Genomic DNA, 23,058 nt, shown 5'->3' on the forward strand with positions numbered 1-23,058 from the left:
GACAGTGGTCTCCGGTTCGACCCATACGAGAAGGGGATTGCCCGGATGTGGCCCACTCACTGGCCTGCTGTCGCGCGTGACATCGCCGACGCCCTCGACGCTGCCCTCGTCGCGGCCCGTGCGGCGGATGCGCCGGCACTGACCGAGGCGACGGAGAACCTGGCGGCCCTGCCGGCGGAGCAGGTCGGCGCGGTGCTGGCGGGGGTGATCCGCGAACTCCTCGAGACGCTGCACCCGGACGGTCTGACGGGCGAGGACGTGCAGGACGTGCTCACCCGATGCGTGCGGGCGTCGGCCCTGTGGTTTCCGGCCGTCGACGTCGACTCGCTGGTCACGGTGCTGACCGGCGCGCTCGGTGTGTCGGAGGTCGAGGAGAACCCGCGCAGGCCCGAGCGTGCCGTCGAGGCCGCGATTTTGGTGATCGCCGATCTCGTGAGCGCGGCGGAGGTCACCGCCGACGGCTACGTCCGCCGGGCACTCGACGAGATCGCGCGCGCCGAGACCGTCGAGATGCCCTGATCCGTTCAGAGTTCCGTGCGGATGTGCTCGGCCAGCCGGGCGATCTGCTCCTCGTCGCGGCGATAGTGGGTCCACTGTCCGATCCGACGACTCGTGACCAGGCCGGCGCCCTGTAGGGCGGCCATGTACTGCGAGGCCGTCGACTGCGACACCTCGGCTCTCGCCTGAATGTGCTTCAGGCACACACCCACCTCTTCGGCGGGTTCGAGTTGCGGGGGAAAGCTGTCCGGGTCCTTCAGCCACTGCAGGATCCGCACGCGGGTCGGATTCGACAGCGCTTTGAAGACCAGGGCCAGGTCGGTCGCGTCCGGAAGTTCACTCACCCGACCCATCGTACCGTCATATCGCGATTTTCCGATATGTGTGCTCCTATCGGTATATCGCAACTTCGCGATATACCGATAGGAGATGGGTGATGGCGAAGCGGAGAGTGGCAGTGGTCGTCGGTGCGCGCGGGGTGATCGGCGGCAATCTGATCGACCACCTCGAGTCAACCGGGGAGTGGGACATCATCGGGTTGTCCCGCAGGGGAGGGCCCGACACCGATCAGGTGCGGCACATCGCGGTCGACCTGCTCGACGAGCGCGACGCCGCCGGGAAGCTGGGTGAATTGCGCGACGTGACCCACGTCTTCTATGCCGCCTACCAGGACCGTCCGTCGTGGGCAGAGCTCGTCGCGCCCAACGTCGCGATGCTCGTCAACACGGTGAACGCGCTCGAACCGGTCGCTGCCGGGCTCGAGCACATCAGCCTGATGCAGGGATACAAGGTCTACGGCGCTCACCTCGGACCGTTCAAGACGCCGGCGCGCGAGAGCGACCCGCCGCACATGCCGCCCGAGTTCAACGTGGATCAGCAGCAGTTCCTCGAAGACCGACAGCGCGGCAAGCGCTGGACGTGGTCCGCGATCCGCCCGTCGGTCGTGTGTGGATTCTCGCTCGGTAATCCGATGAATCTCGCACTGGTGATCGCCGTCTACGCCACGATGTCGAAGGAACTCGGAGTGCCACTGCGGTTTCCGGGGACGCCCGGCGCGTACACGAGTCTGATCGAGATGACCGACGCCGGCCTGCTGGCGGAAGCGACCGTCTGGGCCGCGACCACCCCCGAATGCGCCAACCAGGCGTTCAACATCAATAACGGCGACTTGTTCCGCTGGAACGAGATGCTGCCGAAGATCGCGGACTTCTTCGAGTTGGACGTGGCACCGCCGCTACCGATGTCGATGGACGTCGTCATGGCCGACAAGGAGCCGGTGTGGAAGGGTCTCGTCGCGAAGTACGGGTTGGAACCCACGCCGTACGCGGATGTCTCGTCGTGGGCGTTCGGCGATTTCGTCTTCGGCTGGGACTACGACGTCATCGCCGACGGATCCAAGGCGCGCCGGCTGGGTTTCCACCGCTTCGTCGAGACCGAGCAGATGTTTCTCGACATCTTCCGCGACCTCCGGGCCCGGAAGATCATTCCCTGACGCGAAGGCCGTTATCCGCGGATCCCTGATTCGACGTTGGCGGCGATCCGCCGGAGCAGCCCGGCCAGCACTGCGCATTCGTCCTCGTCCAATCCGGCGAGGAACTGCCGATCGCGTTCGACGCGCTGCGGGAACTCGGTGTCGACGAGTTCGCGCCCGGCCTCGGTCAGGTGGAGCAACACCACACGCCCGTCGCGTTCGAACGGCAGTCGCTCCATGAGTCCCAGCCGGGTCAGGCGGTCGACGTGCTTGGTGGTGGACGCGCCGCTGAGCATCGTCACCGCAGTGACCTCGCTGGCGCGCAGTGGCCGGGCGCTCCGGGCGAGTACGCAGAGGACGTCGAACTCGGCGCGGGAGACGCCGCTCGCATCCAGGGCCCGGTCGAGTTGCTGCAAGGCCTGAGATCCGATCCGGGTGATGCGGCCCATCACTTCGATCGGTGTCGTGTCCACGTCGGGATGGGTCTCGGCCCATTCGCGGCGAACGCGATCGGTGAAGTCCTCATCCGGACGTGGGGCAGTACTCATGAAAACCATCGTAGCGACCAACTTCACACTAATTCATAACTATTTTACTAGTGAAATATACGGTACGCTGAGGTCATGCAGGCTTCCCCTCGATACGCACCCGACCTCAGCCGGCTCCATCGCTCCCGTGAGGCGCTGGCCCATTCCGTGGCGCGGTCGACGTGGCGGCGTGCGTTCGAGGTCCGCAACGCGGACGCCACCATCGCTCCCGCCCTGCGGGTGGGTGCGGCGACGGCGCTGGTGCTGGTGATCGGCGGTCTGCTCGGGCACGGCAACCTCGCCGGCTTCGCAGCCCTCGGCGCGCTGACCGCCGCGTTCGGGCGATACGAGCCGTACCCCCGTCTCGCCCGCAAGACGGGCCTCGTCGGTTTGGCACTCATCGTCTTCGTCGCCGGCGGAGCGTTGCTCGGTGCCGCGGGACTGTCGCTCTGGGTGGAGATCGCGGTCATGTCCGTCGCGTCGGGGGTCGCCGCGTGGCTGCTCGCGGCGTTCCGCATCGCCGGCCCCGGGCCCGTCATCCTGATCTTCGCGGCCACCGCCGCAGTGGGGTCCGCGACCACGCTCGCGGACCTCGTCCCGGCCGTGGTGGCTGTGGCCGTCGGCGTCGTCGTGGGCTGGATCGCCGCCATGACGCCCGGCCTGTTCGTGCCCCTCGGCCCCGCCCGGCTGGCGGTGGCGCGGGCACTCGCCGCCGTCGCGGAACTGGAACGTGCACACGACGACGCCGCGATCGCGGCCGCACGCAAGGCGATCGACAACGCGCGGGACGTGATCGCACACAGCGGCCGGGGCCGGGACGGGCACTCCCACCAGCTGTTCGCACTGCTCGCCGAGGCAGACGCGGTGGTCGATCGGTGGGCGCACGAACGAGACCACGACACGCTGCGTGCCCTTGTCGATCACGAGTCCGAACTCCGTAAGGTGAAACGCCGCAGTGATCTCTCGGCGTTCGGCGCGGAGATCGCCGCGCTGCCGAAGCCGGCAGGATTCCTCGCCGGGGGGCTTCGGGGACTGCGGTCACGAGAGGGGATCGTCAACGCGACCCGGATCGCCGCGGCCGCTGCGCTGGCCGGATGGATTTGTGTGGCAATGGGATTGGAACATCCACTGTGGGCGTCGATGGGCGCGATGGCAGCGATGCAGGGCTTCAACTTCAGTCAGACCGTGCAGCGGGGGATTCAACGCCTCGTCGGCAACGTGGCGGGCGCCGTTCTCGCCGCCGGGCTGATCGCCGCCGCGATGGGATACTGGCAGACCGTCGTGGTCATCGTGGTGCTGCAGACCCTGACCGAACTGGTCGTCATCAAGAACTACGCGTTCGCATCCGTCGCCATCACGCCCATGGCCCTGCTGCTCACCGGCCTCGGGTCGGCGGTCGCGCCGGACATTGCCGTGAGCCGCATCGTCGACACACTCGTCGGGGTGGTGGTCGGCGTGATCGTCTCGGCCGTCGCGATCAGCCGGACCGACCGCCATCACGTGGTCTGAGGCTCAGATTCCGGTCGCGGAGACGTACCCGGCGAACCCGATTGCGCACGCGCTCGCGCAGAGGATCACCGTGCCGCAAGCCACCGGCCACGCCACGGTGCGGCGCGAGATGCGTGCGATCGTGACCACACCGCCCACGGCGGTGACCAGCGCGGCGACCGCGAGTGCGACGCACACCGCGATCCACGCGTTCTCGGCGCTGCAGGTCTCGGGCGGGCAGTAGTCCAGGAACAGCAGCCAGAACAAACCCGCCACCGCCGAGATGCTCGCGACCGCCACGGCGAGGACGAGCGCGGCGGCCGAGATCGCGACGTCCCAGCCGTTCGGCGGTGGCGGATCGTCACCCCGACACGGATGATTCCATGGTTGTGGCAGAGGCCCCCCTGACTGCATTCCCGTCACCCTACAGCGGTCTCCGGCAGGATCGGCGGGCACCGAGACCCCGTCCGGGCGCAATCCGGCGAGGAACACCGCGATCAGCCGCGGACACTCGACCCGCACAACGAGCCCGCCCAGCGGGCGAGCAAGGGCCCGTCCGATCCTGTGAAAATGATCGCCGTCGTGCTGGGACGCACCGCTGTGATCGCCGCGATGCTGCCGGCGTTCGCGCTGCCCGCCGTCAACAGCGGTCCGGACAGCGATCGAGCACCGGGAGGTGGTCGGCGGAATCGTCGCGACCCCGGAGGGCATGAAGGTTATGTCGGCCGGCGCGGGCGGGGCGCCCATCGCGCAGACGATGAACGGTCTCGCGGCGGGCATGAGCTCGATTGCAGGACAGCCTGTTTTGGTCGACGACGTCGTTCCGCTGACCACTGACGACCCGGCCGTCGTCTGACGCTGTGGTTTGATGGCCGCATGGGGGAACGACGAATCGTCCGCCGACTGGTCGGCATCGGCGCGGGCTTCGGCGCGCTCGCGGTCCTCGTCGTCGCGGCCTCGACGGTCTGGATCTCGCGTGAGGCGTCCGGCCATGTCTACGACGTCGACGACGCACCCGAGGCGCCCGTGGTCATCGTCCTCGGCGCACAGGTGCGCGACGGCAAACCCCGGGAGTACCTGGCCGGACGCCTCGACGTCGCCGTGCAACTCGTGCGGGACGGCCGGGCGCGGGCGGTGCTCGTCTCGGGCGACGGCAACGGCAAATCCGGCGACGAGATCGCGGCGATGACGGAATACCTCGTCGCGAAGGGCATCGACCGCAGTCGGATCGTCGGCGACCGGTACGGGCTCGACACCTACGACACGTGTGCGCGGGCCGTCCACACGTACGGGGTGACCAACGCGCTGATCGTCACTCAGGGTTTCCACGTCCCCCGAGCCGTCGCGCTGTGCCGCGGTGCGGGGATCGATGTCGCCGGCGTCAACGCCGGATGCGAATGCCGGCCGATCACGATGGCCAGGAACACCGTGCGCGAATCGCTGGCCCGGCCGAAGGCCGTTCTAGACCTGCTGTCCGGGCGCGATCCCGTGGTGGTCTCCGAACCCGAGGACTCGCTCGGGAAGGCCCTCGCCGCCGCGAACTGACGTCGAACCGACGCGGGTCGGTAGCCCCGTCGGTAGGCTTTCCCCGTTGACGATCGGGAGGCTGGCGATGGTTTCTCCGACGGATTCGGGTGCGAGACCGAATCCCAGTTCGCGCGAGATCCGGAGATGGCGGCGCTACCTCGCCGACGAGCGCGCCGAGGCGGCGGTCTACCGCGACCTCGCGAAACGGCGGACCGGTGAGGAACGCGAGATTCTGCTGGCGCTCGCCGACGCGGAAGGGCGGCACGAGGCGCACTGGCGCGAACTGCTCGGCGAGCACGTCGGCAAGCCCGTGCGCGGGGACGTCCGCACCCGCATCCTCGGTGTGCTGGCCCGGCGGTTCGGGTCGGTGTTCGTGCTGGCCCTCGCGCAGCGCGCGGAGACGCGGTCGCCGTACCCGACCGACGTCGACGCGACCCGCGCCATGGGAGCGGACGAAACCATCCACGAAGAAGTGGTGCGGGCGCTCGCGGCGCGCGGGCGAAATCGCCTGTCCGGCACGTTCCGGGCCGCGGTGTTCGGTGCCAACGACGGACTGGTCAGCAATCTCGCCCTGGTGCTCGGCATCAGTGGCAGCGGTGTCTCCACTCACATCGTCCTGCTGACCGGGCTCGCCGGCCTGCTGGCGGGGGCATTGTCGATGGGTGCAGGCGAATATGTGTCCGTGCGGTCGCAGCGTGAACTGCTCGAGGCCTCCGCGCCCGGGCAGGCCGCCCGCGAGGCGGTGCCACTCCTCGACGTCGACGCGAACGAACTCGCGCTCGTGTACCGGGCGCGGGGGATGCCGGCGGCGGACGCCGAAAAACGTGCGGCGGAGGTGCTGCAGAAAACCGTTCAGCTCGAGCCCGTTTCGGGCCGCGAGTCGGTTGACGAGCACGAGGCGATCGGCACCGGACTCGGCGCGGCCGCCGCGAGCTTCTGCTTCTTCGCGTCCGGTGCCGTGATTCCCGTGCTGCCGTACCTCTTCGGCATGGAAGGCACCGCCGCCCTGGTGGTCGCGGCCGCGCTGGTCGGAGTCGCGCTGCTCGGCACCGGCCTCGTGGTGGGATTGCTGTCGGGCGGCCCGCCGGTCAAGAGGGCATTACGCCAATTGGCCATCGGATACGGCGCCGCCGCCGCCACCTACCTGCTGGGCATGCTGTTCGGAACCGGCGCCTGAGACGCCACGGCGTCGAGAAGCCCGGGGAAGCGCACCGATGTCGGATCTCCGCAGCTGGGCCATCGCGGTCGCGGTGATGGGGTGCTGCTCCGACGCGGAAATGTTACCGCCAGGTACCGCGTGTGAGATCCGGCGGCCACCGACGAGCGATGTTATGTTCCCCCCGCCGGGTGTGGCCGGTGGTGACGGAGGGGTCGGGGATGTCGAAGAGGTGGGTCGCGTCGGTCGCGGCTGTGGCGATCGGATCGGGCGTGATCGCCTACTCGAACCAGAGTGCTGCCGTCGCGGAACCCGAGGCCGTGTCCAATGGACTCCCCGGCAGTGGTCCGTGCGCGAGCGAGGTGTCGAACGCGACGCACTCGCTGATCCCGGAGAAACTCGAAGTCCCCATCCCGTACCCGAAGATCACGACGGTGCCCTATCCCGCACCCGTCACCGATCCTGTCCGCGTGTCGCAGGCGCTGCCCGCTGACACGTGCACCGATCCGTGCCCCGACCTCACCGACTCGACCGACCGGACCCCCGGGAACCTGTCGAGTGTGCTGAACATTCCGGACGTCAGCGTGAAGTTCACGCCCTTCCACTTCGGTATCCCCGTCCCGGGCGCCGACATCCAGTTGCCCCCGCCGCCGCCCCTGGTGCACCCCGCGACCGAGGACGCGCCCCGCAGGCCGGCCCCGGCGACCCCGAAGATCGGCGACGTGACCCGCGTGGCCAAGGTGACGGGGTCCGGTTCCGTCAGCCGCACCGACAAGCGGTACCAGGTCAACGGCACCGACCTCGGCATCATGTGGGAGAGCGCCCCCGACCAGATCGCCGTCGCGTTCGGCGACACGGTCGGCAAGGGATTCCAGCCGCCCGGCGGTCAGGGCGACGACTGGCGCAGCAACGTCCTCGGTTTCAGCTCCGACCGTAACCTGTCCGACGGCATGAGCCTCGACAGCATGGTCCAGGACAGCCGGTGCCACGCTGCGGAACTGCTCGACAGCCGCAAACTCGACAACATCGAGATCACCACCATCCCGACGTCGGGTTTCGCCGTCGGGAACCGGCAGTACATGAGCTACATGTCGATCCGCACGTGGAACAGCATCCCCGCCACGTGGTGGACGAACTACGGCGGCATCGCCTACTCGGACGACGGCGGATCCACGTGGACCAAGGACCCGTACGCGAAGTGGGACAACATCTTCGGTGTCACCAAGTTCCAGGTCGCGTCGATGGTCCCGGCCGGCGACTACGTGTACATGTTCGGCACCCCCAACACGCGGCTCGGCGCCATCGGACTGGCCCGTGTCCCGGCCGCCGATGTGCTGAACACATCCGCGTACCAGTACTGGCAGAACGGCAACTGGACGCCGGTCGGTGGTTACACGGAGGCGACGCCGATCGTGGACGCCCCCGCCGCCGAATTGTCGGTGCGTTACGAGCAGGCCACCGGCAAATGGCAGATGGCGTACCTCGACACGTCCAAGGCGGCGATCGTCCTCCGTGAGGCCGACTCGCCGCAGGGCCTCTGGTCCGACGGTGCGCCGATGGTCAGCGCCGCCGAGTACCCGGAACTGTACGGCGGTTTCATCCACCCGTGGTCGAGCGGCAACGAACTGTACTTCACCATGTCGACGTGGTCCGACTACAACGTCTTCCTCATGAAGGCGGAGGTAGGCGCGTAGCGCCCGTGCGCCTTTTTGGTAGTCCCAGCAACCAGAAAGGCGCACGGGCGGCGGAGCCGCCTAGAGCAGGCCGTGGCGGGGCGGGACGGTGCCCGACAGCGTCCACCGGCCGATGTGCTGAATCTTCCACCGGGTGGGGTCGTGCAGGGTGTGGGTGCGGGCGTCGCGCCAGTACCGCGACAGGTTGGACGTTTCCGACGCACTGCGGGTGCCGCCCAGTTCGAACAGCACACTGGACGCCTCGAGGGACGCGCGGGCGGCGGCGACCTTGGCCGCGGCGGCGTCGATCGAGGCGATCGCGGCGCTCTGCTCGGTCAGTTCGCGCCGCGCGGTGTCGATGCTGCGCGCACCCTCCCGGAGGAGTGCCGTCGCGGATCGGATGCTGACCGCCGCCTCCCCGGCCAGCTGGATCAGCAGGGGATCGTCGACGGCATCGGTGACACCCGCCTCGAAATAGGGCCGCGCGCGGCGTGCCTGTCGCACGCCCTCGTTCAGGGCCGACGCGGCGATCCCGGCGTCGAGGGCGGCGTGCAGAATCTGAGCCTGCGCCCCGTAGGTGGTGGGTGTGTCGAAGATGGGGGAGAACGGCACGACGTGGAAGGCGGGCACCCGGACGGCGTCCAGGGTGACGGTTCCGCTCGCGGTGGTCTTCTGCCCCATGCCGTCCCAGTCGTCGACGATCGACAGTCCGGGGGTGGTGCGCGGCAGGTAGGCGACGCCCTTGGCGGGTTTCCCGCTCGGGGTCGTCGTCCCGGGAAGGGTGCCCCGCACCGCGATCCAGTCGGCGAACAGCGCGCCGGTGCTGTAGAACTTGCGGCCGTCGACGACGTAGTCTCCGCCCTGCTCGGTGAGTGTCGTGACGTCGATATCGATGGTCGTCGTTCCGCGCTCGCTCTGAGCGTTGGCGAACCGGCGTCCGGCGAGCACCTCGGAATAGAAGAACTCCTGTTGCGCAGGGGTGCCCTGACGACGCAGTACCTCGAGGAACGTGTAGTGGCTGTGCGGGATCTGCGCGATGCTCGGATCACCCTCGGCGAGAAGGCGGAACACTTCGGCCAGCGTTTCGGTGCGCACGTCGATCCCGCCGTGCTCGACGGGAACACCGAGGGCGAGCAGACCGGACGTGGCGAGAGCCTGCACCTGTTCGTGCGGGAGGTGCCTGCCGGCATCGCGGACTGCTGCCTCCTCGGCGAACTGTGCGGCGAGATTGGCGGCGAGGGTGAGGGCTTCGTCCTCGTCGGTGATGCGGTGGGCGTTCTGGACGGTGGTCATGTGCTCTCCGAATTCCGGAACGTTATGTGTACCAAGTGGGTTCAGGCAGTTCTCCGGTCAGCAGATGCCCGCCCACCTCGCGCCGCTTGTACGCGACGGGGTCGTGCAGGGTGTGCGTCCGCACGTTCCGCCAGAAGATGTCGAGGCCCACCGTGTTGGACGTGGACCGTGCACCGGTCAGCTCGAACACCCTGGTGCCGATCTCGAGGGCGACGTCGGCGGCGCGGATCTTGGCCGCCGCGATGCGCACCGCGAGATCCCCGCGGGCCTGCGTCGTGAGGTTCTCCCGCGCGTCGTGCAACACCGTGTTCGCTTCGCGGTTCACCTGATCGACGAATGCGTCCACCGCCCACAGTTTGGACTGCAGGTCGCCGTACCCTTCACGGATATACCACTCGTCGGTCGCGAGTTCCTTGTTGTCACCGCCGTACGGCCACGGACGGGTCCGGGTGCGAGTGTATTCGGCTGCGGTGTCGAGTGCGCCGCGGGCGATGCCGACGTAGAAGTTCGCGAACACGATCTCGAGTGCCGGGAAGTTCAGCGTGTTGTAGACGAGGGGCTGGAACTCCTTGTCCACGAATCCTGCTGCCCCCGACCAGTCCACCTCGACTTCGTTGATCTCGACCGACCCGGAGTCGGTGAGGCGTTGTCCGAGATTGTCCCAGTCGCCCCGGAACACGATGCCGTCCTGCGCCGTCGGCACTATCGCGAACACGTGTGTGGTCGTGCCCTCGATGATGCCCTCGAGAACGGTGAGGTCGGTGGCGCGGCCGCCAGTCGAGAACGACTTCACGCCGGAGTAGACGAGTGTATCCCCGCGGTCGACGATCGTGAGGTCGGTGTCGCGCGGGTTGACCGCCCCGCCGAACAGGAAACGGCTGCTCGTGTACAACTCCTCGACGGCCGCGATCTGCGGTTCGGTGCCCACGAGTCGCACTGCCCACGCCCACAGGTAGTGATAGCCGAGCAGCTGTCCGATGGATCCGTCGCCGCGCGCGATCTCCCGGACCACCCGGTAGGCGGTCTCCCAGGGCTGTCCGGCGCCGCCGAATTCTGCGGGCCCGAGCAGCGTGACGAGCCCGCTGTCCTTGAGGAGCCGGACCTCCTCGAACGGTGCGTCGCCGGCGCGGTCACGTTCGACTGCGTCGCGAGCGAGGATCGCGCTCACTTCACGCGCACGCGCGATCCATTCGTCGGCGGTGGCCGGGGCGTCCGCCCAGGTCTTCTGTTCGGTGGTGACGGTCATGCCGTGGCTCCCTGTGCGCTGGGTGCGGTGCCGATGGCCCACACGTAGACGGGTTCGGTTCCGTTGATTTCGAAGTCGCCGACGACCTTGGCCTTGAACACCGTGGGGTTGTGGCTGGCGACTGTGCGTGCATTCCTCCAGAAGCGGTCGAGGTCCCAGTCGCGGCCCACCCCGGACGCGCCGAGAGCGTCGAAGATCTTGGCGGTGGCGGGGACGACGAGCGCGGTGGAGGTGATCTGCCCCTGCGCCGATGCGATCTCGGCCGCGATGTTGGCGGATTTCTCCTCGTCCGGGCCGCCGGTGAACGCGGCCTCGTACGCCCACTGGGCCGGCTCCGCCGCGTGCAGTGCGATCGCCTCGGCGGCGTGCGCGGCGGCCGACACCTCGCCCACCACCTGCTGGATCTGCGCGTCCTGCGCGTAGGTGGGGGCGTTGCCGTGGCTGAACGTGCGGGTGCGCGCCTTCACCCGGCGTGCGATCGCGTCTGTCGCCGCCCGCGCGATTCCCGCGAGTGTGGCGAGGTGGAACAACTGGTAGAACGCCGTCTGATACCTGAACCGGGTGGAGAAGTCGAAGATGTTCTCCGGCTCCACGATTGCGTTCACGTACGTCGACGTGCCGGAGCCGGTGGTCTGCTGACCGAACCCGTTCCAGTCGTCGCTGTGCGTGACGGCGGGCTGGCGTGCCTCGACCGCGGCGATCACGAAGGCCCCGGTGTCGGTGCGCTGCGAGTACAGGTCGATCCAGTCGGCGAAGATCGATCCTGTGCTGTAGTACTTCGTGCCGTTGGCCACGAAGTGGGATTCGCCGGGGACGGGGGAGACCTTCGTGCCGGCCTCGCCGAGCGCGACGTCGCCGATCTCGGTCCACGCGTTGCCGACGAGTTGGCCGTCCGCGAATCTCCGAAGCCAGGTGTCGCGGCCGGGTCCGTCCGTGGCGACCAGCCGGTCCTCGACGAACGCGAAATGTCCGCGCAGCGCCTGCGTGATGTTGGAATCCGCCGCGGACAGTTCGACGAGCAGGCGGAACAGTTGCGGAATGCTCGCGCCCGACCCGCCGTGCGACGTCGGCACCCGCACCGCACCGAAACCGGCCCGTTTCAGAGCGTCGATCTGCTCGTAGGGGAGGACGTGGTCGCGTTCGCGTTCCACCACACCCTCGGCGATGTCCGCGAAGATGGGACGGAACCTGGCGGCGAGCGTCTCGTAGTCGGTCTCGCTCGCGATCGGTTGTGCAGCTCTTCTCTCCTGTACGGCTGTCATGCCGTCGAATCTCACACGGACCCGCGCGCCGGGTGAAGGGTTGGACGCGCCGTGATCGGAAGGGTGGGCGCGGGCGCCGCGGGCGGGTTGCATGCACGGTATGTCAACCGAACACATCGCTGAGCAGATCAAGTTCGCCTACTGGGTGCCCAACGTCAGTGGCGGACTGGTCACGTCCGACATCGAACAGCGGACCAGCTGGGATTACGAGTACAACAAGAAACTCGCCCAGACCGCCGAGAACAACGGGTTCGAGTACGCGCTCAGCCAGGTCCGGTACGAGGCCAGCTACGGGGCCGAGTTCCAGCACGAATCGACCAGCTTCAGCCTGGCACTGCTGCTGGCCACCGAGCGGCTGAAGGTGATCGCCGCGGTCCATCCGGGTCTGTGGCAGCCCGCGGTGCTGGCGAAGCTGGGCGCCACCGCCGACCACCTGTCGAACGGTCGGTTCGCCGTGAATGTCGTGAGCGGCTGGTTCAAGGACGAATTCACCCACCTCGGGGAGCCGTGGCTCGAGCACGACGAACGGTACCGGCGCAGCGCCGAATTCCTGCAGGTGCTCCGCAAGATCTGGACCGAGGACGACGTCGACTTCCGCGGCGACTTCTACCGCATCCACGACTTCACGCTCAAACCGAAACCGCTGAACACGCCCGACCGTCCGAACCCCGAACTGTTCCAGGGCGGGAACTCCGCGGCCGCGCGGGAGAACGCGGGCCGCTACTCCGACTGGTATTTCAGCAACGGCAAGGACTACGAGGGCATCACCGAACAGATCGTCGACGTGCGCCGGGTCGCACGCGAACACCATCGGGAAGTGAAGTTCGGGCTCAACGGATTCATCATCGCCCGCGACACCGAGAAGGAAGCGCGCGACACCCTCCGCGAGATCATCGAGAAGGCCAACAAGCCCGCGGTCGAGGGATTCCGGTCCGCCGTCCAGCAGGCCGGGGCGTCCACCGCCGACAAGTCGGGGATGTGGGCGGATTCCACGTTCGAGGATCTGGTCCAGTACAACGACGGATTCCGCTCCCAGCTGATCGGCACGCCGGAGCAGATCGCGGAGCGCATCGTCGAATACCGCCGTCGCGGAGTCGACCTCATCCTGGGCGGCTTCCTGCACTTCCAGGAGGAGATCGAATACTTCGGCGCGCACGTCCTGCCGCTGGTCCGCGAACTGGAGGCTTCAGGGTCGGGCGACCGGACTCTCGTCGGAGTGTAGGCGCTCCGCACCCGTGCGCCTTTTTGGTAGCGGCCACTACCAAAAAGGCGCACGGGCGGCGGAGCCGCCTACAGGCGGGCCAGCGCCCGACCCGCGGCCCGGCCGGAGAAGATGCAGCCGCCGAGGAAGGTCCCCTCGAGCGCGCTGTACCCGTGGACGCCGCCGCCGCCGAATCCGGCGACCTCACCGGCGGCGTAGAGACCCTCGAACGGTGTGCCGTCGGGCCGGATCACCTGCGAGTCGAGGTTGGTCTCGAGGCCGCCGAGTGTCTTGCGGGTGAGCAGGTGCAACCGGACAGCGATCAGGGGACCGTTCTTGGGGTCGAGCAGTTCGTGTGGACTGACCACGCGGGTGATCTTGTCGGCCAGCAGGTTCCGGGCGTTGCGGATCGCCATGATCTGGAAATCCTTGCTGTAGCTGTTCTTCACCTCGCGGTCGCGGGCCACGATCTCGCGTTCGAGGTCCTCGTACTTCAGCGGCGCGTCGGGGGGGTGAGGGCGTTCATGCCGTCGACGAGGTCGCGGAGATTGTCGCGGACGACGAAGTCCGCGCCGTGCTGCTTGAACGCCTCGACGGGCCCCGGCGCCCCCTTCTTGAGGCGTTCGGCGAGCAGCTTGAAATCGCGGCCGGTGATGTCGGGGTTCTGCTCGGATCCCGACAGCGCGAATTCCTTCTCGATGATCTTCTGGTCGAGCACGAACCACGTGTGGTGGTGGCCGCTGTTCATGATGTGGTCGAGGGTGCCCATGGTGTCGAATCCGGGGAAGTTCGGGCTGGGCAGCCGTTTTCCGTTGCCGTCGAACCACATCGACGACGGGCCGGGGATGATGCGGATGCCGTGGTTCGGCCAGATCGGGTCCCAGTTCTGGATGCCCTCGGTGTAGTGCCACATGCGGTCGCGGTTGACGATGTTGCCGCCGGCGTTTTCGGTGATCTCGAGCATGCGGCCGTCGACGTGCGCGGGGACGCCGGCGAGCATGTTCTCGGGGGCCTTGCCGAGGCGTGCGGGCCAATTCTTCCGGACCAGTTCGGGATTGCCGCCGATGCCGCCGGACGTGACGACCACCGCCTGCGCCGAGAATTCGAACTCCCCGACCGCGGTTCGCGAACTCTGCACACCGCGTGCTTCGGTGGACGGTTCGAGGACGGTGCCGCGCACGCCGGTGGCGGCGCCGTCGGTGACGACGATGTCGTCGACCTGGTGACGGTGTTTGAACGTGACGAGTCCCCGCTTCGATGCGGCCATGACGCGGGTGAGGAACACCTCGACCACCGCCGGTCCGGTACCCCAGGTGATGTGGAACCGTGGGACGGAATTGCCCTGTCCGAGAGCGGATCCGCGGCCCCGTTCCGCCCATCCGACGTTCGGCATCAGGCGCAGTCCGAGGTCGTGGAGGTACTGCCGCTTCTCGCCCGCGGCGAATTCGACATACGCCTGTGCCCACAACCGCGGCCACTGGTCTTCGCGGGCGCGATCGAAGGCCGCGGTGCCCATCCAGTCCTGGATGGCCAGTTCGTACGAGTCCTTGATGCCGAGGCGTCGCTGTTCGGGGCTGTCGACGAGGAACAGGCCGCCGAGCGACCAGAAGGCCTGCCCGCCGAGGTTCGCCGGATTCTCCTGGTCGACGACGAGGACCTTCCGCCCCGCCTTGACCATCTCGTAGGTGGCGACGAGTCCGGCCAGTCCGGCGCCGACGACGATCACATCAGCCTGTTCGGTCACGAAGACCCCTCTTTCCTGTGTGTATGGGTGTGGGTGGTGTCGGGTTCGGTGTACGCGGCCACGACGTGGGTGAACAATTCGCGACGCAGTGTGTGGGCGGAACGGTCGTCGTCCTCGATCAGGCACTGGATGCTCGTGCCGTCGTGGAGGGCCACCAGTGCGCGGCCGAGTGCCCGGGGATCGCCGACGACGCGGCGCCCGAGTCGGTGCAGCGCCTTCTCGAGGATCGGCACGATGGTGTCCAGAATCGTGTCCTCGCGGGCCGCGAGCGCCTTCTTCAGCGACGGGTTGCGCAGTGCGTGGGCGGTGAATTCGGCGTTGATGCGGTACCACTGGTCGTCGACGGGGACGACGCCGAGCACCAGTTCCGTGCCGACGCGGAGTTTGTCTTCGGGTGCGAGCCCGGAGAGGTCGATGCTCGACGAGTCGGCGGCGAGCCGGATCTGGGCGAGCATCGCGCTGGAGCGCTGTTCCCACATCGCGAAGAACATCTCGTCCAGCGACGCGAAGTTGGAGTAGAAGGCGCCGCGGGTGTAGCCACCGCGCTCGCAGATCTGCTCGACCGTCGACCGTCCGAAGCCGTTCTCGGCGAACACCTCGACCGCGGCGTCGAGCAGGCGACGGCGGGTCTGGCCCCGCCGTTTCGTCACCCGCGGAGGCGGGTCGGTGGCAGGCTCGGAGGAACGCGCCGGTGACGTCGGCACGGGCCCACCTCCGATCGGGTCGACAGCACTATTCGATACACTAGCGCATCGGATACACCAGCGTATCGAACTCGGCTATCGGGGCCCGTTCGGCGGTCTCAGAGGTAGAGGTCCCGCTTCCGGATCAGGGCCGTCGCGAAAACGCTGACCGCCGAGGTGGCGACGAGGTACCCGCAGGCCAGCCAGGGGGTACCGCCGCCGACCGCGATCAGGGCCGTGAGGATCATCGGCGTGATGCCCGAGGCGTAGATCCCGGAGAACTGGTACACCACCGACAGGCCGGTGTAGCGGATCTCGGTGGGGTACAGGCTTGCGTACAGCGTCCCCTGCGCCCCGTAGAACAGCGCGTGGACGACGCCGAACACGAGCACCATCGCGACACCGAACAGGACGAGGTTCTCCGTGCCGAACAGCGCGAAGGCGGGGAACACTGCGATTCCGTAGGCCGCGATTCCGATGAGGTAGATCCTCTTGGCGCCGTACCGGTCGACCAGCAGGCCGGAGAAGGGCAGGAGCACGGCCATCACCGTCGCGGCGAGCGTCACGACCAGGAGGACGGGAATCTTCGCGAACTCCAGGTTCTTGGTCGCGTACGTGATCGCGAAGACGCCCCACGTGTTGAACGCGGCGCCCTCACCCCAGCGGGAGAGCAGTCCGAGAATGCTGCCCCGGCGCACCCGTCCGCGGAATACGTCCTTCAGTGGGGCGGAGGAGCGCTTCTCGAGGTCGTGCACTTCCTGGAACGCCGGAGTCTCCTCGACCTTCAGCCGGACCACGAATCCGACGAAGACGAGAATCAGGCTCAGCAGGAAGGCGATTCGCCAGCCGTAGGTGAGGAACTGGGCGTCGTCGAAGAGCACCTGAAGGGCGGCGAACACGCCGGTGCCCAAAGCCAGCCCCAGCGCCAGACCGATCTGGGGAATGCTGCCGAAGATGCCGCGTTTCTTCGCGGGACTGTGTTCGACGGCGAGGAGCACCGCCCCCGCCCATTCACCGCCCAGCGCGAATCCCTGCAGGATGCGCAGCAGGAGCAGGAGGAGCGGTGCGATCACCCCGACCTGCGCGGCGGTGGGCAGCACTCCCATCAGGGCGGTGGCGACGCCCATGATGAACATGGTGAGTGCGAGCGTCTTCTTGCGGCCGATGCGATCGCCGATGTGGCCGAACACGACTCCGCCGATCGGCCGGACCACGAAACCGACCGCGAAGGTCGCGAACGCCAGCATGGTGCCGACGAACGAACTCTGGTCGGGGAAGAACAGCTGGTTGAACACCAGGCTGGCGGCCGTCGCGTAGAGGAAGAAGTCGTACCACTCGACCGTGGTGCCCAGGAGGCTGGCGGCGACGACGGTGCGGAGCCGCTTGCGTCGTTCGAGGTCGGATTCGGTCGAGGGTGTGTACGGGGCGTCGGACAGCGTAGTCATAACGCGGCGACGGTAACCCGGTTCGCTGCGATCGGGCACTACTCCGAATCACGGTGATCGAAACCCTCGCGCCAGGGCGCCCGCGTTGATGAACTGGCCTGCGCTGCCCATCTGTCGTCGACAAGAGGATCGCGCGTGTCTCTGCATTTCCATTGGTTCCTTCCCACCTACGGTGATTCCCGCAACCTGATGGCCGGCGGTCACGGGAGTTCCATGGCAGGAGACCGCCCGGCCACGCTGCGGTACCTCAATCAGATCGGCGCGGCGGCGGAGTCGAACGGCTTCGAGTCGGTCCTGACGCCCACCGGCGCGTGGTGCGAGGACGCCTGGCTCACCACGGCCATGATGCTGGAGACGACGGAGACGCTGAAGTTTCTGGTCGCGCTGCGTCCCGGGCTGCTCAGCCCGACGCTGGCCGCGCAGATGGCGGCGACGTTCCAGTGGCAGTCGCAAGGACGGCTGCTGCTCAACGTCGTCACCGGCGGTGAGGACCACGAGCAGCGCACGTACGGCGACTACCTCGACAAGAACCAGCGCTACGCACGCTGCGGCGAATTCCTCGATGTCATCCGAAAGCTGTGGGCGGGAACCGGACCGGTCGACTACGCGGGCGAGTACATCCGGGTGGAGAACGCGCAGTTGCAGCGCATCCCCGACCCGGTACCGCCGATCTTCTTCGGCGGGTCGTCGCCGGCCGCGGGCACCGTCGCGTCCCAGTTCGCCGACACCTACCTCACGTGGGGTGAGCCGCCCAGTGCCGTCGCCGGGAAGATCGCCTGGATTCGCGACCTCGCCGACGTCCAGGGCCGCACCCTCGACTACGGCATCCGGCTCCACGTGATCAGCCGCGACACGTCCGAGGAGGCGTGGGCCGAGGCCGACCGTCTGCTGTCCGCCCTCGACCCGGCGACGGTCGAGCAGGCGCAGCAGAGCCTGGCCCGGTCGGGTTCCGAAGGCCAGCGGCGCATGCGGGAATTGCACGGCGGAGGTAGCGCGTATTCGAAGGACGCGGGAGCACGTGCACTCGAGGTGGCCCCCAACCTGTGGTCGGGGGTCGGGCTGGTCCGCGGCGGCGCGGGCACCGCGCTCGTCGGCTCGCACGAGGAGGTCGCCGGCCGCATCGCCGAGTACGCGGCGCTCGGACTCGACCACTTCGTCCTGTCCGGCTACCCGCACCTCGAAGAGGCGTTCAACTTCGGCGAAGGCGTCCGGCCGATCCTCGAACGCCGCGGGCTCGTGCAGTCACGCCGTCACCGGCCCGGCGACCTGCCGGGCTCGACGGCGTTCCTGTCGTCGAGCCGGTAGCGGCCCCCCGGCTCGGGGGTCAGCGCGCCCGGTGACGCCGCACGGCGTCCCGGTTCGCGCACTTCGGTGAGCAGTACCGCTGACGGCCGTTGCGAGACGTGTCGGCGTAGATGGCGGTGCACTCGGCGAGTGCGCAGCGGCCGAGCCGGTGCATGCCGCGCCCGACGAGGTGTAGTGCGGTGCCGACCGAGAACAGCGCCTCGAGCACACCCGCGAGCGACTGCTGGTCGTCGCGGTAGTGGAGGTGCCAGCCGTCTCCGGCGTGGTTGGTCAGCCGCGGGTAGGCGGACGCCTTCGTGAGCATGAGATTCACCTGGTCTGCCCGGTCTTCGTCACTGGTGGTGTCCGCGATCGACGACCACCGGTCGAGCATCGCGAGCACGTCGGCCAGGTCGTCGTCGGTGACGGGGAAGTCGACGACGATGCCGGCCTCGACACATCGGTCGACGAGGTCGTCCGTCGAATCGGGCGGACGATTCGCGAGGTCGGCGGCGAGGGTGACCGCGTATTCGCCGTAAGGGTTGAGATGCACAATGCCATTACATCACGCTGAGTGCATGAGCGAACATCACGAACACGACTGGCAGGAAGTATCCCGGCACCGGACGAGCACGGGAGTCGTCACGTACCTCGGCTGCACGTGCGGGCGATGGCAGTTGTCGCTGGTGGAGGCGTCGCTAGCGGAATCTAGCCATATCTATGTCTGATTGCAGATGCGAATAGATTCGTCTACGGATCGCCCCTCGGGGGCGCGAAGGTCTGGCATTTTCGGCACGAGGCGCACATAATCACCACGTGAGCCAAGTTACTGTTACTGCGAGTTCGCTCAATCTTGCCCAATCGGGTGGAGAGGGTGGCGGTGCGGCACTCGATCAGATCATCGGAATCTCGGTGGCGACAGCGATCATCACCGTGGGTCTGCTGTGGATCGCCTACCTGCACCGCACGCGCAAGATCACGTGGCTGCAGACGACCGCCGACGCCGCGGCCCGCGCGCTCGACCGGCCCCCGTGGGTGGCGCTGCCGCTCGTGACGTTCGTCGGGACGATCCTCACGGCCTTCTTCGGCTTCATCTGGGACGTCAGCCTGCACATCGGGCGGGGCCGCGACAACGGACCGCTCGCGAACCCCGCGCACTACTTCATCCTCGTCGGGCTCTTCCTGCTGTTCATCACCGGAATGCTGGCGATGATCCTGCCGCGCGACGAGAAACCCGGTCGGGCGGCGATCAAGATCACCCGCACCTGGTACGTCCCGGTCGGCGGCGTTCTCGTCGCCGGGGCCGGCCTCTACGCCCTCATCGGGTTTCCCCTCGACGACGTCTGGCATCGCATCTTCGGCCAGGACGTCACGCTGTGGGGCCCGACGCACCTCATGTTGATCGGTGGAGCAGGACTGTCGCTGATCGGTGTGCTGTTGCTGGATTACGAGGGCCGGATGGCGATGTCCGGTGAGGCGAAACCGGACAGCAGGCTCATCTGGTTCCTGCGGTGCGGCACGTTCGGCGGTCTGCTCATCGGCCTGTCCGTGTTCCAGATCGAATACGACTTCGGCGTCGAACAGTTCCGTCTGGTCCTGCAACCGATGATGATCGCCGGAGCGGCCGCGTTCACCCTGGTGGCGGCGCGCATCGTTCTCGGACCGTTCGCGGCGATCGTGGCCGTCGCGGTCGCGGCGGCCGTCCGTGCGCTCACCGCTCTCGTGGTGGGCCCGGTTCTCGGCGCTCCCACCAATGTTTTCGAGTTGTGTCTCGGTGCCGCGGTGCTCGTCGAACTGCTCGCCCTCACGCCGTTGATCAAGAACCGGGTGGCCTTCGGGGCCGTCGGCGGACTGCTCGTCGCCACGGTCGGGCTCTGGCTCGAATCGCTGTGGATCGACGCGATGTACATCTACCCCTGGCCCACCAGCATGTGGCCGGAAGCGCTGGCGATGGCCTTGCCTGTGGGTATCGCCGCCGGCACCTGCGGTGCGCTGCTCGGGCGGGTCCTGCGATCCGAGGGTCTTCCGCGCCCGGCGATCAGCCGCACCATCGTGGTCGCCACGGTCGTGGTGATCGCCGGGGCCACCGCCAACGGTCTGGTCGCCATCGTCCCGGAGAACGCCACGGCGACAATCGCTCTCACTGAGGCCGCGTCGGACGGCGGCCGGATGGTCGACGCGGAGGTCCGCATCGATCCGCCCGATCTCGTCGGCGACGATCCCGCCTGGGTGTCCATCCTGTCCTGGCAGGGCGGTCCCGGCCTGGGTAACGGGTTCACCGTCGACCGACTCGAACGCACCGGACCCGGCACCTACCGGACCCATGAACCGGTGCCGGTCCACGGAACGTGGAAGACGTTGCTGCGGGTGCAGGACGGGCGGACGATGACGGCCGTCCCCATCTACCTGCCCAGCGACCCGGGTATCGGCGCCGAGGAACTCCCCGCCGTCGCGTCCTCCACCCGTGACTTCGTCCCGGAGATCACCATCCTGCAGCGGGAGCGGAACTTCGATCACCCGTCCTGGCTGTTCGGCGCCGCGTCGCTGGTCGTCCTCGTGTGCACGCTCGCGCTGATTGCCGCGCTGGCCTGGGGAGCGGGCCGGATCAGCAAATACACGCAGGGGCAGGCGACCACCGGAGCCCGCGAGGACGTGACGGTGACATGAACCCGGTGAACGACCCGGACGTCGTCTACCTCGCCGATCACTCGGTGCTGCTGGCGATTCCCGCGTTCGTACCGGCGTTCCTGGTGGCCGGCCTGGTCATCTACCTGGCGGTCCGGGACCGCAAGGCGGAAGCCGCGGAGAATGCCGACAAGGCGAAGAACGGCGTGAGTGAAAAGGACGAGGAGAACTAGGTGATCAGGCGGTTGGCCGGCGTGGTCGTGGTACCCGCTGTCGTCGTCGCCCTGGTGTCGGGCTGCGGGGGCGACAGCGACACGTCGGCAACGGAAGACGGTGTGGTGATCGACGTCGTGATCGCAGGTGGCACGGTCACACCGAACGACGAGCGCATCGAGGCCACGGTAGGGGAGACCGTCACGGTGCGGATCGAGAGCGACGCCGACGACGAACTGCACGTGCACGCCGTTCCGGAGCATTCGTTCGAGATTCACCCCGGAACGCAGGAGACCCAGTTCTCCGTCGACGTTCCGGGCCAGGTGGCGGTGGAGTTGCACGACACGGGTAAGACGGTGGCCACCCTGCTCGTGCATCCATGACCGCTGTTCTCGCGCACGGTCTCGGCGGATCCACCGACCTTCCGATCCCGTTCACGTATGCGTTGATCGGGGCGAGTTGGGCGCTCACCGTCTCCTTCGCGGTTCTGGCGTTCGCGTGGCGCACCCCGAAGCTGGACCCGGACAATCCGGGATACCGCCTGCCGCCCTGGGTGACACGATTCGCGGACTCGCCGATCACGCGGAATACCCTGGCGGTGCTTGCCCTGGTGTTCGCGGCGTGGGTGGCCCTCGCGGCGTTCTTCGGCCCGTCGGCGTCCTCGGAGAACGCCCTGCCGGGCGCGTTCTACGTGCTGCTGTGGGTGGGTCTCGTCGCGATGTCGCTGGCATTCGGCCCGGTCTGGCGGGTGCTCTCGCCGGTCCGTACCGTTCACCGGACGCTGTGCGCCGTACTCGGCCGGTCACCGGCGGAAGGTAATGCGCGGTACCGGAATTCGTGGGGGTACCGGCCCGCCGTCGCCGGACTGTTCGCCTTCGTCTGGCTCGAACTCGCCTCGTCCGACCCGGGATCGGTGGCGGCCGTCCGTGCCTGGCTATTGGCCTACGTCGTGATCACCGCGGCCGGGGCGTTCGTGTGCGGCGAACGCTGGTGTGAGCGCGGCGATCCGTTCGAGGTGTACAGCACGCTGGCGTCGCGTCTGTCTCCGCTCAGCCGTGACCGCGACGACGGCCGGATCGTGCTGCGCAGCCCGCTGGACCACCTGGGGTCGATGCCCGTCCGTGCCGGGTCCGTGGCGCTGATGGCCACCCTGCTCGGGTCCACGGCCTTCGACAGCTTCTCGGCGTTCCCGTGGTGGTCACGGTTGGTGGACGGGATCGATTCCCCGGTCGGAGCCACCCTCGCGCGCACCGCCGGACTCCTGGTGTTCATCGGCTTCGTCGGGGTGTCGTTCTGGTTGGCTGCCCGGGCCGCGGGCGGCCTGCCCCCCGAGCAGCGCGCCGCTCTGCCCGGGCTGTTGTCGCATTCGCTGATCCCGATCATCATCGGCTACGTCTTCGCCCACTACCTCACCTACCTGGTGGAGAAGGGGCAGGCGACGGTGATCCACCTGGCGGACCCGATGGGACGGGGATGGAATCTCCTGGGCCTCGGCGATGCCGAGGTCTCCTATGTCCTGTCCGAGCGCCCGGCCGCGACGGCGTCGATCAAGGTGCTCTGCGTCCTCGCCGGACATGTACTCGGAGTGATTGCGGCACACGACAAATCCGTGCGAATCCTGCCGCGGGGCCATCAACTGACCGGACAGCTGGCGCTGCTGCTCACCATGGTCACCTATACCTTCGGTGGGCTGTACCTGCTGTTCGGCGGCTGACGACCCCG

Annotated in this window: 22 protein-coding genes and 1 pseudogene; 13 read left to right on the forward strand and 10 right to left on the reverse strand. The window is 67.9% G+C overall.

Going from position 1 to position 23,058, the window contains the following annotated elements; translation table 11 throughout:
* The first annotated feature begins 45 nt into the window (after positions 1 to 45).
* Positions 46 to 519, forward strand: coding sequence for a hypothetical protein (locus H0B43_RS23495; protein WP_185725751.1), 474 nt, complete (start codon positions 46 to 48; stop codon positions 517 to 519).
* Between the two features lie 5 nt (positions 520 to 524).
* Here the strand turns inward: H0B43_RS23495 and H0B43_RS23500 are convergent, their stop codons facing one another.
* Entirely contained in the window at positions 525 to 842 is a 318-nt protein-coding gene (locus tag H0B43_RS23500) for a helix-turn-helix transcriptional regulator (protein WP_185725750.1), read from the reverse strand.
* A 92-nt stretch (positions 843 to 934) separates the two neighbouring features.
* Between H0B43_RS23500 and H0B43_RS23505 the strand changes: the two genes are divergently transcribed.
* Positions 935 to 1,990, forward strand: a complete 1,056-nt coding sequence (locus tag H0B43_RS23505; protein ID WP_213015229.1) for an SDR family oxidoreductase — start codon at positions 935 to 937, stop codon at positions 1,988 to 1,990.
* 11 nt (positions 1,991 to 2,001) lie between these two features.
* Here the strand turns inward: H0B43_RS23505 and H0B43_RS23510 are convergent, their stop codons facing one another.
* Positions 2,002 to 2,526 (reverse strand): MarR family winged helix-turn-helix transcriptional regulator, encoded by a 525-nt coding sequence (locus H0B43_RS23510; protein WP_185729820.1) that lies wholly within the window; start codon positions 2,524 to 2,526, stop codon positions 2,002 to 2,004.
* A 66-nt stretch (positions 2,527 to 2,592) separates the two neighbouring features.
* Here H0B43_RS23510 and H0B43_RS23515 point away from each other — a divergent pair, with 66 nt between their 5' ends.
* On the forward strand, positions 2,593 to 4,005 hold the full coding sequence (locus tag H0B43_RS23515) for an FUSC family protein (RefSeq protein WP_185725748.1): 1,413 nt from the start codon (positions 2,593 to 2,595) through the stop codon (positions 4,003 to 4,005).
* A gap of 3 nt (positions 4,006 to 4,008) precedes the next feature.
* Here H0B43_RS23515 and H0B43_RS43230 read toward each other — a convergent pair whose 3' ends face one another.
* Complete coding sequence (locus H0B43_RS43230) at positions 4,009 to 4,695, reverse strand: hypothetical protein (protein ID WP_397517544.1); 687 nt, start codon at positions 4,693 to 4,695, stop codon at positions 4,009 to 4,011.
* On the opposite strand from H0B43_RS43230, the gene H0B43_RS43235 reads away from it, so the two are divergent.
* From H0B43_RS43235 to H0B43_RS23540, 4 genes are all read left to right on the forward strand, one after another.
* On the forward strand, positions 4,694 to 4,840 hold the full coding sequence (locus H0B43_RS43235; RefSeq protein ID WP_397517451.1) for a hypothetical protein: 147 nt from the start codon (positions 4,694 to 4,696) through the stop codon (positions 4,838 to 4,840). The two genes, H0B43_RS43230 and H0B43_RS43235, sit on opposite strands and share 2 nt — an antisense overlap.
* A 20-nt stretch (positions 4,841 to 4,860) precedes the next feature.
* Positions 4,861 to 5,529: a vancomycin high temperature exclusion protein gene (locus H0B43_RS23530; RefSeq protein ID WP_185725747.1), complete on the forward strand. Its 669-nt coding sequence runs from the start codon at positions 4,861 to 4,863 to the stop codon at positions 5,527 to 5,529.
* Between the two features lie 67 nt (positions 5,530 to 5,596).
* Positions 5,597 to 6,688: a VIT1/CCC1 family protein gene (locus H0B43_RS23535; protein ID WP_185725746.1), complete on the forward strand. Its 1,092-nt coding sequence runs from the start codon at positions 5,597 to 5,599 to the stop codon at positions 6,686 to 6,688.
* Between the two features lie 200 nt (positions 6,689 to 6,888).
* Positions 6,889 to 8,361, forward strand: coding sequence for a DUF4185 domain-containing protein (locus H0B43_RS23540; RefSeq protein ID WP_185725745.1), 1,473 nt, complete (start codon positions 6,889 to 6,891; stop codon positions 8,359 to 8,361).
* Between the two features lie 60 nt (positions 8,362 to 8,421).
* Here H0B43_RS23540 and H0B43_RS23545 read toward each other — a convergent pair whose 3' ends face one another.
* The 3 genes from H0B43_RS23545 to H0B43_RS23555 are packed head-to-tail and all read right to left on the reverse strand — an operon-like array spanning position 8,422 to position 12,141.
* On the reverse strand, positions 8,422 to 9,633 hold the full coding sequence (locus H0B43_RS23545; protein WP_185725744.1) for an SfnB family sulfur acquisition oxidoreductase: 1,212 nt from the start codon (positions 9,631 to 9,633) through the stop codon (positions 8,422 to 8,424).
* A gap of 22 nt (positions 9,634 to 9,655) precedes the next feature.
* Complete coding sequence (locus H0B43_RS23550; RefSeq protein ID WP_185725743.1) at positions 9,656 to 10,879, reverse strand: acyl-CoA dehydrogenase family protein; 1,224 nt, start codon at positions 10,877 to 10,879, stop codon at positions 9,656 to 9,658.
* On the reverse strand, positions 10,876 to 12,141 hold the full coding sequence (locus H0B43_RS23555; protein WP_185725742.1) for an acyl-CoA dehydrogenase family protein: 1,266 nt from the start codon (positions 12,139 to 12,141) through the stop codon (positions 10,876 to 10,878). The genes H0B43_RS23550 and H0B43_RS23555 overlap by 4 nt, the downstream gene beginning before the upstream one ends.
* 100 nt (positions 12,142 to 12,241) lie before the next feature.
* On the opposite strand from H0B43_RS23555, the gene sfnG reads away from it, so the two are divergent.
* Positions 12,242 to 13,363 (forward strand): dimethylsulfone monooxygenase SfnG, encoded by a 1,122-nt coding sequence (sfnG, locus tag H0B43_RS23560; RefSeq protein WP_185725741.1) that lies wholly within the window; start codon positions 12,242 to 12,244, stop codon positions 13,361 to 13,363.
* A gap of 68 nt (positions 13,364 to 13,431) precedes the next feature.
* Here sfnG and H0B43_RS23565 read toward each other — a convergent pair.
* The 3 genes and pseudogenes from H0B43_RS23565 to H0B43_RS23575 form a co-directional block, all read right to left on the reverse strand.
* Positions 13,432 to 15,086, reverse strand: a pseudogene (locus tag H0B43_RS23565) (FAD-binding dehydrogenase).
* The gene (locus H0B43_RS23570) at positions 15,083 to 15,790 is read right to left on the reverse strand and encodes a TetR/AcrR family transcriptional regulator (RefSeq protein ID WP_185725739.1); all 708 of its coding nucleotides are present in this window, start codon (positions 15,788 to 15,790) and stop codon (positions 15,083 to 15,085) included. The pseudogene H0B43_RS23565 and the gene H0B43_RS23570 overlap by 4 nt, the downstream one beginning before the upstream one ends.
* A gap of 98 nt (positions 15,791 to 15,888) precedes the next feature.
* Positions 15,889 to 17,214 carry an MFS transporter gene (locus H0B43_RS23575; protein WP_185725738.1) on the reverse strand — a complete coding sequence of 442 codons (1,326 nt, stop codon included), beginning with the start codon at positions 17,212 to 17,214 and terminating at the stop codon, positions 15,889 to 15,891.
* Positions 17,215 to 17,349: 135 nt separating this feature from the next.
* Between H0B43_RS23575 and H0B43_RS23580 the strand changes: the two genes are divergently transcribed.
* Complete coding sequence (locus H0B43_RS23580; RefSeq protein WP_185725737.1) at positions 17,350 to 18,519, forward strand: LLM class flavin-dependent oxidoreductase; 1,170 nt, start codon at positions 17,350 to 17,352, stop codon at positions 18,517 to 18,519.
* Between the two features lie 19 nt (positions 18,520 to 18,538).
* Here H0B43_RS23580 and H0B43_RS23585 read toward each other — a convergent pair whose 3' ends face one another.
* Positions 18,539 to 19,051: a CGNR zinc finger domain-containing protein gene (locus H0B43_RS23585; RefSeq protein WP_185725736.1), complete on the reverse strand. Its 513-nt coding sequence runs from the start codon at positions 19,049 to 19,051 to the stop codon at positions 18,539 to 18,541.
* A 263-nt stretch (positions 19,052 to 19,314) separates the two neighbouring features.
* On the opposite strand from H0B43_RS23585, the gene H0B43_RS23590 reads away from it, so the two are divergent.
* From H0B43_RS23590 to H0B43_RS23605, 4 genes are read left to right on the forward strand one after another with little or no spacing between them, the layout of a single operon-like run.
* Positions 19,315 to 21,165 carry a hypothetical protein gene (locus H0B43_RS23590; RefSeq protein ID WP_185725735.1) on the forward strand — a complete coding sequence of 617 codons (1,851 nt, stop codon included), beginning with the start codon at positions 19,315 to 19,317 and terminating at the stop codon, positions 21,163 to 21,165.
* Positions 21,162 to 21,356, forward strand: a complete 195-nt coding sequence (locus H0B43_RS23595) for a hypothetical protein (RefSeq protein WP_073358825.1) — start codon at positions 21,162 to 21,164, stop codon at positions 21,354 to 21,356. The genes H0B43_RS23590 and H0B43_RS23595 overlap by 4 nt, the downstream gene beginning before the upstream one ends.
* Positions 21,357 to 21,719 carry a hypothetical protein gene (locus tag H0B43_RS23600; RefSeq protein WP_185725734.1) on the forward strand — a complete coding sequence of 121 codons (363 nt, stop codon included), beginning with the start codon at positions 21,357 to 21,359 and terminating at the stop codon, positions 21,717 to 21,719.
* Positions 21,716 to 23,050, forward strand: coding sequence for a hypothetical protein (locus H0B43_RS23605; RefSeq protein WP_185725733.1), 1,335 nt, complete (start codon positions 21,716 to 21,718; stop codon positions 23,048 to 23,050). Before H0B43_RS23600 ends, H0B43_RS23605 begins: the two co-directional genes overlap by 4 nt.
* The last annotated feature ends 8 nt before the right edge of the window (positions 23,051 to 23,058 follow it).

The organism is Rhodococcus sp. 4CII (assembly GCF_014256275.1).
Classification (GTDB): domain Bacteria; phylum Actinomycetota; class Actinomycetes; order Mycobacteriales; family Mycobacteriaceae; genus Rhodococcus_F; species Rhodococcus_F wratislaviensis_A.

Excerpts from the sequence above, each read along its gene's own strand:
- H0B43_RS23495 (WP_185725751.1), top strand. The coding sequence starts at position 46 with ATGTGGCCCACTCACTGGCCTGCTGTCGCGCGTGACATCGCCGACGCC.
- H0B43_RS23505 (WP_213015229.1), top strand. The coding sequence starts at position 935 with ATGGCGAAGCGGAGAGTGGCAGTGGTCGTCGGTGCGCGCGGGGTGATC.
- H0B43_RS23510 (WP_185729820.1), bottom strand. The coding sequence starts at position 2,526 with ATGGTTTTCATGAGTACTGCCCCACGTCCGGATGAGGACTTCACCGAT.
- H0B43_RS23515 (WP_185725748.1), top strand. The coding sequence starts at position 2,593 with ATGCAGGCTTCCCCTCGATACGCACCCGACCTCAGCCGGCTCCATCGC.
- H0B43_RS43235 (WP_397517451.1), top strand. The coding sequence starts at position 4,694 with ATGAAGGTTATGTCGGCCGGCGCGGGCGGGGCGCCCATCGCGCAGACG.
- H0B43_RS43230 (WP_397517544.1), bottom strand. The coding sequence starts at position 4,695 with ATGCCCTCCGGGGTCGCGACGATTCCGCCGACCACCTCCCGGTGCTCG.
- H0B43_RS23530 (WP_185725747.1), top strand. The coding sequence starts at position 4,861 with ATGGGGGAACGACGAATCGTCCGCCGACTGGTCGGCATCGGCGCGGGC.
- H0B43_RS23535 (WP_185725746.1), top strand. The coding sequence starts at position 5,597 with ATGGTTTCTCCGACGGATTCGGGTGCGAGACCGAATCCCAGTTCGCGC.
- H0B43_RS23540 (WP_185725745.1), top strand. The coding sequence starts at position 6,889 with ATGTCGAAGAGGTGGGTCGCGTCGGTCGCGGCTGTGGCGATCGGATCG.
- H0B43_RS23545 (WP_185725744.1), bottom strand. The coding sequence starts at position 9,633 with ATGACCACCGTCCAGAACGCCCACCGCATCACCGACGAGGACGAAGCC.
- H0B43_RS23550 (WP_185725743.1), bottom strand. The coding sequence starts at position 10,879 with ATGACCGTCACCACCGAACAGAAGACCTGGGCGGACGCCCCGGCCACC.
- H0B43_RS23555 (WP_185725742.1), bottom strand. The coding sequence starts at position 12,141 with ATGACAGCCGTACAGGAGAGAAGAGCTGCACAACCGATCGCGAGCGAG.
- sfnG (WP_185725741.1), top strand. The coding sequence starts at position 12,242 with ATGTCAACCGAACACATCGCTGAGCAGATCAAGTTCGCCTACTGGGTG.
- H0B43_RS23575 (WP_185725738.1), bottom strand. The coding sequence starts at position 17,214 with ATGACTACGCTGTCCGACGCCCCGTACACACCCTCGACCGAATCCGAC.
- H0B43_RS23595 (WP_073358825.1), top strand. The coding sequence starts at position 21,162 with ATGAACCCGGTGAACGACCCGGACGTCGTCTACCTCGCCGATCACTCG.
- H0B43_RS23605 (WP_185725733.1), top strand. The coding sequence starts at position 21,716 with ATGACCGCTGTTCTCGCGCACGGTCTCGGCGGATCCACCGACCTTCCG.